This window comes from uncultured Planococcus sp., from assembly GCF_947501725.1.
GTDB lineage: Bacteria > Bacillota > Bacilli > Bacillales_A > Planococcaceae > Planococcus > Planococcus donghaensis_C.
In genome coordinates this window covers 1-10,749 of sequence record NZ_CANMXD010000023.1, presented here as the reverse complement: position 1 = coordinate 10,749, position 10,749 = coordinate 1, and the positions used below count along the sequence as shown (strand labels likewise).

Here is a 10,749-nt window from a genome sequence, read left to right as displayed (position 1 = left end):
ATCAAGCGAAGCGCGATAGCGTTTCTTGGAGAAAAAGAAAGATATTTCACTGTCCACTTTATTGACAGAAGACCAAAACAACCCGATTTACTTGCCAAACTCGAATTCCAACAAATAAGAGCAGAATGGAAACAGTTTGCGCGGCAAACTGCCTTTGTCCATGAGCGAAAGCCGCTCACGGACGAAAACCACTTTTTAATTGCCACATCAGATTTTCATTTATTGATTAGCCGCCTCGGCATCTTGTACCCGGTACAAAGAAAAGTCATCCAGACTCCCCCAGGCGCCGCCATCCGCTTTCACGCTGCCGCCAATGGTCACTGTGCCGTCTTCCACAAAGATACCCTCTATTTCCGGTTGGTTCCAGTTGGCCCATCCCGCCACGGAGGTTTCCATCGCGTAACTCTTGCCTTCCGTTTCAGCATAAATATACATTTCAGCGTTCTCGGCATCTCCGCCTTGCACGAAGGCTGAGAGCTTGTAATATCCGGGTTTTAAACCTGTAATAGTCTGTTCAGTCTGGAAATCAATTCTGTCCGCTGAATAGAAATGCAGCGAATAGTTGCCCGATTTGGCATCTGAGGCTTTGTTTTGATAGTTCGTGTGAGGCGCAGAACCGTTTCGGTAGGTAATGTCCCACACGCTTCGGTCACTGCTTTCAAATCCTGGATTCTTCACGAAATTTTCCGGACTGATTTCCAGGTTGGCTTTGATCGCTTGACCGTCTTCCAGTTCTCCATTAATTACGTAATTGCCGGCGCCGTTATTAATCGCATGCTGCAACGTTTCTTCGTCCCATGTGACTTGGGCCGACCCTTCGCTTCTGTCATTGTAAGTAACAGTCACTGTTTCAGGCAGCATAATTGTGCCTCCTGCAACAGCAGAGATGAAGAGATCTTTTACCTCATCAATTTTTAATGGAGCTACTGCTCCCGTTTCCAAATACTTAAAAACGTTCAAGGACGGCAACGGACGGCCGTAAAAGTCGAACAGGGCCTGATTATCGACTGCGCTGCCACCATACCATTCGCCGGCGTCTTCAGAGTCGTATTCTGCAGCATAGCTTGTTGCCCAGCCGGAACCGTATTTTTCCCAGATCATTTTGCTTTTCTTCAATTTTTTGTCGGACGCTACCGGAATCCAAGCCGGTTCCCAGTAGAACACACCGAGGCCCGCATCCCCTATTTTTGCCACGGCTGCCGCCACATCTCTGACAGCATGCGCCTGTCCTTGGACCGTTATTGGATAGTCTAAGGTTTGGCCGGAACTTTTCGGCGCGGTGTTTCCGTGGCCATCGCCATCTTCTGCCGTATAGGCATAGGAAGTTTCTGCCACCATCACTTTTTTATCGTACGTATCCGCTACATTTTTAAGGACTGATGACAAATTTGTCAAGGTGCCGTGCCAGAATGGATAATAGGAGCTGGCAAAAACATCGTAATCTACCTGATTTTCTTTAAGGGTTTTGGCGATCGATGCATATCTTCCCGTTGTTTCGGGGTTAGTGAAATGCAGCGCGACCAGGATTTCGGAATCAGCGGTTCTGACTGCGCGGCTTCCCTCGTTGAACAACTGGCTCATCTTGTTCCAGTCCTTTTCTCCAGCCATGGCGCCATTGGTTTCGTTGCCGATTTGCACCATGCCTACATCAACACCTTCATCGAGCATCGCTTGGACACTATCCGAGGTAAAGTCATGAAGCGCTTTTTTCTTATCTTCAAAATTTAAGTTTGCCCAGGCTTTTGGCGCCTGCTGTTTGGCAGGATCCGCCCAGAAATCAGAGTAATGGAAGTCCACCAGCACCTGCATGCCATTTGCAGTGGCACGTTTACCGATTTCAATGGCTTTTTCCACATCGTTATTGCCGCCGCCATATCCGTTTCCTTCTGAATCGTAAGGATTGTTCCAAATGCGTATCCGGACATAATTGACACCCGATTGCTCCAGTGTCTTGAAGATGTCCTGCTTTTTACCGTCTTTGTTGTAAAATTTCACTCCGCTGTCTTCCAGCGCAAGTATGCTGGACACATCGACGCCTTTAATAAAATCGTCATCGATTCCCGGAATACGTTCAACGAAGATATCCGCCTTTACCGGTTCCGGCTCTGCAGCCATTGCAGTTGCATTGCTTAAGCCAAGTGAACCCATGACCATGACAGCTGTAGATGCAGCCGCAAGTAAAGCTTTCCATTTCCCACTCTTTGTCATCCTCTTTCCACATCCTTTGATTTATTGTCAAAAAGGATTTTGGGAATCCTTTTACAACCTGGAGCAGTTGGATCTTTGCAAAAAGCATCCGCTCAATAGTTTTCCTATGCAGAGCGGATACCAGTGGTGTATATATAGGGGATTTTGTAAAATTATATTCTGTGAGCTGCTTAAGTGTTGGAATCCCGGTGAATTATTCACAGGAAATATCAAGATTTGGACGAAATAACGGAGTCATTTGACCAAAATTCGATGTTCAAAGCTGTTTTTTTCAATTATTTGGATATACAGTCCAAACTGGACGAAATACAGTCCGTTCTGCACCAAATACTGTCCAAATCAGCCCGAATACTGTCCAAACTCACCCATTTACCAGCCAAACTCACTTTCCACCAAAAAAGAATCTTCTCCCTAGCTAGTTACTGCCAAAATCCGTACTTCATACTTCGCCAGTGCCAGCTCACCCGACAGGTCTTCCCCGGTCACCAAGTCTTTCGCTGCCGCATCGATTGACACGGTTTGCTCCTGCTCGGTGAAATTCATGACGAATGCGTAATTGACCCCTTCACCCTGTCGTACCTGGACCGAAACACCTGGACTATGCGCAATCGGCAATATCGGTTGGAGCGATAATTCGCTGATCAACCTCTGATAAAAATCACGGTGGAACTGCTCTTCCAAACGGGCTCCAATGTAATAAGCTTGCCCTTTTTCATAGCGGTTGCTTGTTACTGCCGGAGTCTCTGCATAAAAATCCTGTTCGTAAGTCCCGACGACGTGAGCTGAATGATTTTCCAAAACTGTCGCGTAGTCCGTCAGTTCATAGGACCGCCCGCCATAATGGACCGTATTCGTGTCGCTTGGATACAGCGTATCGGTTTCAACCGGGTTGATGCCGAATACATCCTGCAGGTCCTGATGCCAACCGCCTAAATACGTTAGGTCATACTCGTTGACGATTCCGCTGATATAGGTCATCACCACGGTGCCGCCGTCTGCCACAAAACGCTTTAGCCGGGCGATCGTTTCTTCGCTCACTAAGTACAACATCGGCACAATGAGTAATTTATAGCCTGAAAAATCCTGTTCTTTTGTAATGACATCGACTGGGATATCCTTTTCCCAGAATGGCCGGTAATGCTCCTGCAAAGTTTGCGGATAGGACTTTGTTTCTGCTCCGTAGCCTTGGGCGTGGTCGAGCGCCCAGTTGTTTTCCCAGTCGTAAAGGATGGCGACTTCTGCCGGGCGATTGGTTCCGACCACTTGGGATAGTTTCCCTAAAGTCGCACCAACTTTGGACACTTCCTTAAAGACGCGGTTTTCTGTGCTATTGTCATGATCGACGACCGCGCCATGGAATTTCTCCGAAGAACCGCGAGATTTGCGCCATTGAAAATACAGGATGCTGTCCGAACCATGCGCCACCATCTGCATTGAAGACAGCAGGTGCATGCCTGGCCGTTTGGCTTTATTGACCTTATGCCAGTTGACGGCGCTTGGCGTCGACTCCATAAGAAGGAACGGCTGCTGCTTCAAGCTTCGGTACAGATCGTTGATAAAACCGACTTTCATCGCCAAGTTCGCAGTCGTTTCCCAATCGTTATGCCATGCCGGATATGCGTCCCAGCTGATGACATCCAAGTGCTTTGCAAACTTGCTGTAATCCAAGCTCTGGAAAGGAATCAAATCGTGGGTGTCCGCCATGAAATTGGTGGTTATCGGGATTTCTGGTGTCAACTCTCTGATCGCTGTCACTTCATTTTCAAAGAAAGCGATTGTCTGATCTGTCACAAAGCGCTTCCAATCCAAGTTCAGACCGTGGACCATGTTTTCACCAATTGGAGACGGTGATTCGATTTGGGACCAGTCACTGAAGGTATGGCTCCAGAACGGACCCCACCAGGAATCATTCAAAGCCTTCAAATCGTCTGCGTATTTTTCCTTCAGCCAGCTTCTGAAAGCATCCTGGCATCTGTCACAGTGGCATTCGCCGCCGTACTCATTGGAAATATGCCACATGAGCAAAGCGGGATGCTTGCCGTAGCGCTCCGCTAGCATCCGGTTGATCTTGGCCGTTTTTTCGCGGTAGACCGGTGAAGTAAAGCAATGGTTATGCCGGCCTCCATGCAATTGTTGGACGCGCGAGCCATCAACCCGCAGTACTTCTGGATATTTTTGCGACATCCAGGCTGGACGCGCTCCGCTCGGCGTCGCCAGGATGACGCGGCCGCCGATGCTGTGGATGTTTTCGATAATGCTATCCAACCATTCAAAATGGTATTCGCCTTCTTGTGGTTCAAGCGTGCTCCAGGCGAAGATTCCCAGCGAAAACGTATTGCTGTCTGAAAGCTTCATCAATTTCAGATCTTCCTTCAAAATTTTCGGATGATCTAACCATTGGTCAGGGTTGTAGTCTCCACCGTGAAGCATGAAATCAGCCGCCGTGGTATAGGTTTTTTCGTTTTTAAGCATAATGTTCTCCTTCCAGTTCCAGGTGCTGCATTTTTTACTGTCAGCCTTTTGTTCCGCCTGCCGTCAAACCTGAGACAAAGTTCTTTTGCAGCAGGAGGAATATGATGGCAATCGGTATACTGATCAAAATGGCGCCTGCGGCAAATGTCGTAAAGCTGGCACCCATGACATCATTCACCAAATTATAGAGGCCGATCGGCAAGGTATAATACTCTGGTGAACGCAAAATCGTTGATGCCAGGATAAAGTCTCCAAGCGGCCCCGTAAATCCGGTCATCGCAACGACTGCGATCATCGGCTTGGATAAAGGCATAATGATCTGCAGAAAAATCCGGGTGTTGCTTGCGCCGTCGATTTTGGCGCTTTCGTCTAGGTCCATCGGAATGGAATCCATGTAGCCTTTCATCAAATACGTGTTCAGCGGAATCAAGCCGCCGATGTACAGCAGGATCAACAACCAGTGGCTGTTCATCATTCCGAGAATCTGTGCTAAAACGAAAAGCGCGATCAACGCAGAAAATTGAGGGATCATCTGCAAAAGCAAAAACAGCGTTAATGCGTTCTGTCTTCCTTTAAAACGAAACCGTGAAAAGGCGTAGGCGGTAAAGGAAACACAGATTACTGCACCAATCATGGTAAAAATACTGATTTTCAAAGAATTTAAATACCACTGAACGTATTGGAGGCTTTCGCTTCCCGCGAACAGTTCCCGGTAATGGTCCAATGTCGGGTTTTGAGGAATCATGGTTGTGCTGATCAGGCTGTTGCCCGGATTAAAGCTGGCACCCACGGTCCAGAGCAGCGGATAGATGATGATGATCACCATAAAGATCAAAATCGCATGTGAAATCAGGAGACGGAAAAATTTTGCTTTATTCATTTTCAAGCTCCCTCCTTAAATGCGTCGGTGCGTCTGAACTGCCAGAGTGCTATCGCGATGACGAACACGGATAACAAGATCGTCAATGCGGCTGCGAGCGAATACTGGCTCGACTGCAAGGTCAGCTTGTAGATCCAGGATACGAGTATATCGGTTCCTCCCGCAGTGGATCCCGGAACTGAAGGCCCCCCGCCATTAAAGAGGTAGATGATATTGAAATTATTGAAGTTAAACGTATACTGCGTAATGATGACCGGTGCCGTGGCAATCAAAATCATCGGCATGGTAATGTTGCGGAACTGCGCAAAAATCGAGGCGCCGTCAATTCGGGCCGCTTCATAGAGGTCATCCGGAATCGATTGAAGGACGCCGGTTGTGACCAGGAAGATAAACGGAAAACCGAGCCAGCCCTGCATCAGGATCAATGCCACTTTGGTCCAATTTTCATCTGTCAGCCAAGGAATGGCATCGATGCCCAACATCGCCAGAATATCGTTGTTGATGGCGCCGAAACTGTCGTTGAATAATCCGGCAAAAATCAGAATCGTGACAAACCCTGGAACTGCCCAAGGCAAAACGAGAATAGTTCGGTAAAATTTTTTGAAGCGAAGATCTTTTTGATTGACCAGTACGGCCATAAAAATTCCGAGAGCAACTTGCAGCGTTGAAGCGACAAGCGTCCAGATGATAGTCCAGCCGAGGACACTGAAGAAAGTGGAGCGCCAAATATCGACTGTGAATATTTTCGCGAAGGTATCAAACCCGACCCAATCCGCTAAATTCGCCGGCGGAGAATGGTAAAGGTCATAATTTGTAAAAGCCAATGCAAAACTGAAAAGAATCGGAAAAATGACCGCAAAAATCAGGATGAACAGGGACGGTCCACTGATCAAATATGGGTAGCCCTGGGCGATCAGATTCTGATAGTCGCTTTTCAGCGAACTTAATGGCTTATTTTCATCGCGCAGCTTTCCATTTTTATAAGCATCTCTTAAATTCACATAGTAAAAAGCAAGACCAAAAACCGTTACAATGACCGCAATCAGACCTTCTGCCAAAAGAAATATCGAGTTGTCACGCGGTACTTCCGTTCCAAGTGTAGCAAGTCCCCAAAACCCCATGTTCAGGAGATCCCCGAACACCAGGAAGAAGGATATGCCTAATCCAAGAAACAATAGCCCTTTAATCCACTGCTTATTATAAAATTGGCCGAATCCGGGCAGAATTGATAACAATAAGGCTTTTTTACGAGCTTGCACTTTCCTCACCTCTTTTTATGTATGGCCTGGTAAAACCGCTTGTTTACCGGCCTTTACAACAAATGGCGTCAAACAGTTTTAAGGTTTGACGCCATTTCTCGCTATTGCTGATCAGTTGCCGCTATGGGTAGCTTCAATTTGTCCTTCAATTGTTTCAACTGCTTGATTTAATGCATCTTCCGGTTGTGCTTTGCCAGTGGCAATTGTCTGCAGGGCAGAATCAGCTGGCGTCCACACTTCATTCATCGCGGGAATGTTTGGCGTCAATTCTGCGAAGATGGATTGTTCCGCTACAGCCTGTGCGACTTCACTTTCGGCTACAACCGGGTCGCTCGCCAACGCTTCTACTGCAGGAACTTCTTGTGTTTCTTCAAATCTTGTACGGGAGTTTTCCTCGTTTGCCAGGAAGATAAGCAATTCTTCTGCAAGTTCCGCATTTTCCGAATAGGCACTGACGTTGTAGCTTTTCACGCCAATAAACGAACTCATGTTTTCGCCATTTTCCAACTCCGGCAATTTAGCCATTCCGAAGTTTACACCTGCATCGGTAAACGGATCGACATTCCATGGCCCAGAAATAATGGCAGCCGCTTTTCCTTCAGTAAAGAGCGACTCCAGTACGTTGATGCCTTGCTCCCCGATGATGCCAGCTGGGAATAAATCTTCTTCATAGAACTTCTGGATATAGTTTGCGCCTTCAATAGATCCTTCGTTATTCAGTCCAACATCAGTCGGATCGTAGTTGCCATCCGCATCCTGTCCGAAGATATAGCCCCCGTAGCCGCTCATGACACTTTGTGCGTAATAAATCTGGTCAAACAATGCCAGGAATCCGAATTGGTCACCTGTTGTCGTTTCCTTTGAATAGTCGTACCATTCTTCAAGCGTGGCCGGCAATTCTTCTTCTGTTATCAGATCTTTGTTGTAGTAAAGAATGGTCGACTCTACTGCTTTAGGCAATCCGTAGACTTTGCCGTCAACCATTTGCGATTGCATAGCCGCGTCCGTGTAGATGGATTGAACGTCTTCACCCACTGCTACTTCTTTGACCAATCCTTCAACAACTGCTGTTCCGATTTGGTCTCCCGCCATAGTCAAAACATCAGGCCCTGTTCCGCCTGGGCCATCCAGACGCAAGTCCTCAATCTGCTGCGCATATGGCTTTTCGACAACTTTGATCGTTACATCATTTTCTTCTTCAAATTTCGCTACAGCATCCTTGATGCCGTCTGATTTCTCGATATCCTCCCAGACAATCAGTTCACGATCCTGTGCTGCAGCTTCTCCGCCTGTAGACCCCTCTTCGCTGTCCTGAGGCCCGCATGCCGCCAAACTCAGACTTAAAGCAACTCCACTCATTAACCCGATATACTTATTATATTTCTTCACGAACATACACCCTCTCAAGTCATTTTCGAAACTCTCTCCCAAGTTTCTGATGAAAGCGCTTCCTGAAAACCAATATAGCATTGTTAGAAAAAACTGTAAACAATTATTTTACTGAAAACAGTAAAAATTTTTACGAAAATAAAAAACAGCCTGTTTTACCAGACTGCTTTCTAGTTCGCGCTCTTCCTTACTATTAAGTTTGCACCCAAGTACAAAGTCTTTGTGCACTTCCGCTTTTCCAGCAATTGCTCAAGCAACAACGAAATTGCATTCTTGCATACCTCAGCCATATCAATATGGAATGTGGTCAAAGGAGGCGAAATATATTTGGCGATGCTGATATTGTTGATGCTGACGACACTAACTCTTTTCGGTATCTGGATTCCATGTTCATTCAAAGCCTGAAGACAGCCGACAGCAATCGGATCCGCTGCAATGAAAAAGGCGGTAGGCAACTGATCATCCAGTTCCTCGATCGCTTTGGTCATCAATCTGTAGCCGTTATCCACCGAGAAGCCCCTATGGCAATAAACGTAGCGATCCTGCAACAGTCCCTTTTTCTCCATATAATCACGGAAAGTCTGTTCACGAATGTCCATTTCGTCGCCGTCTGTGTTGGGGTTATGGTATGTGCCGCCTATGAACCCGATATTCTGATGACCTTTCTCGACCAAAAAATCAATTGTTTTCCTCGTGATTTGAGCTAAATCCGGCTTTACCGAATCAAAATGCTCAGGATCGGGTGTTGAATCGATAAAGACGCCATGAGAAGTGAGCTTTCGCAGGTGTGCAATTTCTTTGTCCGAAAACGTCCCAACTGCAATGAAACCTTCGATATTATCCGGTATCTGGCTAATGCCCCCGCCGATTTTGTAAGTAGTCAATTCTACATTGGAAAGCTTGGCCATCTTCTCTATTTCAATTCGCATAGTTTTAAAATAAACGTCTTCCAATTCTTCTCTATCAGTCAGCCAATACAAAAAGGCAATGTTTTTCACCAAAGATTTAACTGTTTTTTTACGGTAGTCCAACTGTTCCGCGGCATCAAATATCTTTTCGCGTGTCTCTTCCGGGACAGATAAGCTCGGGTCATTACTTAGTACACGTGAAACCGTAGAAATAGAAAATCCGGATTTTTCACCGATATCTTTAATTGTAGCCAATCCTTCCACCCCACTTCCTTATAATCAATAAAGTAAATTGTTTTACTTAATTTTTACTTGTTTTTTCCTTATTGTCAAGTCATATTGGATTATCCAATAAAATTCATGTCTTTTTGCTTACTTAATGATAGAAATAGCGGTTTTAAAGGATTTCTCCTATTGTGGCAAATTCCTTTCTACTTGAAGGATAGGAAAATATATCTTCAATTCAAAACAGTTTATATTTCATCTACTAAGGGAACCTTATCACCATTACAGGTTTTTAAATTGGAGGAGGAAAAATTTTTGGGACATTATATTGAAGTGGAAGACGGCGTGAAAGTTTATGCAGAAGATATTGGGTCAGGACAGCCGGTAGTATTCATCCATGGCTGGCCATTGAACAGCAAATCGTTTGAATCGCAGGTCAGCATCCTTGCACAGCAGAATTTCCGGTTTATCGGCATCGACCTTAGAGGCTACGGGAAATCAGACAAGCCGTGGTCAGGCTATGATTACGATACGGCAGCTAGCGACGTTAAAGCGGTCATCGATCATTTGAAACTCGATAATTTCGTACTTGCCGGATTTTCCATGGGCGGACCGATTGCGATCCGCTACTTAACGAAGTTTGGCCAGCAAGGCGTAGACAAATTGCTATTGATGGGAGCAGCTGCTCCTGTGTTCACACAACGCGAGGATTTCAAGATCAACTTGAAGCCTGAAGAAGTGGATGACATCATTAAACAGATCAAAGAAGATCGCCCGGCTTTCCTTTCCCAATTTGCGGATATGTTCTATGAACAGAAAAAGTCACCGGAGTTCCTTCACTGGTTCCAGACGCTCGGACTCGAAGCCGGTGCCCATTCAACCATCAACTCCGCAATTGCGTTGAGAGATGAAGACTTGCGCGGCGAATTGGCGGGCATTACAGTCCCAACAGCTATTTTCCATGGCAAAAAAGATCAAATCTGTTCATATGAACTGGGCGAAGAACTGGAGAAACAAATTCCCAACTCGGTTCTCGTTCCATTTAAGGATAGCGGACATGGGATGAATGCAGATGAACCTGAACGCTTTAACAATGAATTGTTAAGCTTCCTTAGAAGTACTGGCGTAAAATAAAAATATCCAGAAGATGTTCGTCTTAAATGAAAAAACCGCCACCCAGGCGGTTTTTTCATTTTCATTTAGATTTCATTTCTGTAAGCGGTAGTTTTCTGCTGATCAAGAGAGAAATCCACTTTCATTTCAGCTTTCCAGCTTATCGATTCCCAGGTAAATGGATATACAGTCCGAATCGTTCAAAATACAGTCCATTCTGGTCTTCTGTCAATAAAGTGGACAGTGAAATATCTTTCTTTTTCTCCAAGAAACGCTATCGCGCTTCGCTTGATCG

7 protein-coding genes and 1 pseudogene are annotated in these 10,749 nt (G+C 45.9%); 1 reads left to right on the top strand and 7 read right to left on the bottom strand.

Annotation, left to right across the window (positions count from 1 at the left end; genetic code table 11):
• Positions 1 to 219 precede the first annotated feature (219 nt).
• The 7 genes and pseudogenes from Q0785_RS19995 to Q0785_RS19965 form a co-directional block, all read right to left on the bottom strand.
• Positions 220 to 861, bottom strand: coding sequence for an Ig-like domain-containing protein (locus Q0785_RS19995; RefSeq protein WP_298834523.1), 642 nt, complete (start codon positions 859 to 861; stop codon positions 220 to 222).
• 69 nt (positions 862 to 930) lie between these two features.
• A pseudogene (locus tag Q0785_RS19990) lies at positions 931 to 2,094 on the bottom strand (arabinogalactan endo-beta-1,4-galactanase); the annotation flags it as partial.
• A 525-nt stretch (positions 2,095 to 2,619) separates the two neighbouring features.
• Positions 2,620 to 4,680: a beta-galactosidase gene (locus Q0785_RS19985; RefSeq protein WP_298834518.1), complete on the bottom strand. Its 2,061-nt coding sequence runs from the start codon at positions 4,678 to 4,680 to the stop codon at positions 2,620 to 2,622.
• 40 nt (positions 4,681 to 4,720) lie between these two features.
• Positions 4,721 to 5,560 (bottom strand): sugar ABC transporter permease, encoded by an 840-nt coding sequence (locus Q0785_RS19980; protein WP_298834515.1) that lies wholly within the window; start codon positions 5,558 to 5,560, stop codon positions 4,721 to 4,723.
• Between the two features lie 2 nt (positions 5,561 to 5,562).
• The gene (locus tag Q0785_RS19975) at positions 5,563 to 6,819 is read right to left on the bottom strand and encodes a sugar ABC transporter permease (RefSeq protein ID WP_298834510.1); all 1,257 of its coding nucleotides are present in this window, start codon (positions 6,817 to 6,819) and stop codon (positions 5,563 to 5,565) included.
• Positions 6,820 to 6,930: 111 nt separating this feature from the next.
• On the bottom strand, positions 6,931 to 8,178 hold the full coding sequence (locus Q0785_RS19970; protein ID WP_298834521.1) for an extracellular solute-binding protein: 1,248 nt from the start codon (positions 8,176 to 8,178) through the stop codon (positions 6,931 to 6,933).
• A 200-nt stretch (positions 8,179 to 8,378) separates the two neighbouring features.
• Positions 8,379 to 9,371 (bottom strand): LacI family DNA-binding transcriptional regulator, encoded by a 993-nt coding sequence (locus Q0785_RS19965; RefSeq protein ID WP_298834506.1) that lies wholly within the window; start codon positions 9,369 to 9,371, stop codon positions 8,379 to 8,381.
• A gap of 285 nt (positions 9,372 to 9,656) precedes the next feature.
• Between Q0785_RS19965 and Q0785_RS19960 the strand changes: the two genes are divergently transcribed.
• Positions 9,657 to 10,475 (top strand): alpha/beta hydrolase, encoded by an 819-nt coding sequence (locus Q0785_RS19960; protein ID WP_223636477.1) that lies wholly within the window; start codon positions 9,657 to 9,659, stop codon positions 10,473 to 10,475.
• Positions 10,476 to 10,749 lie beyond the last annotated feature (274 nt).

What these genes read in the sequence shown, in the direction of transcription:
- Q0785_RS19980 (WP_298834515.1), bottom strand. Translation starts at nt 5,560, where the DNA reads ATGAATAAAGCAAAATTTTTCCGTCTCCTGATTTCACATGCGATTTTG.
- Q0785_RS19995 (WP_298834523.1), bottom strand. Translation starts at nt 861, where the DNA reads ATGCTGCCTGAAACAGTGACTGTTACTTACAATGACAGAAGCGAAGGG.
- Q0785_RS19970 (WP_298834521.1), bottom strand. Translation starts at nt 8,178, where the DNA reads ATGAGTGGAGTTGCTTTAAGTCTGAGTTTGGCGGCATGCGGGCCTCAG.
- Q0785_RS19985 (WP_298834518.1), bottom strand. Translation starts at nt 4,680, where the DNA reads ATGCTTAAAAACGAAAAAACCTATACCACGGCGGCTGATTTCATGCTT.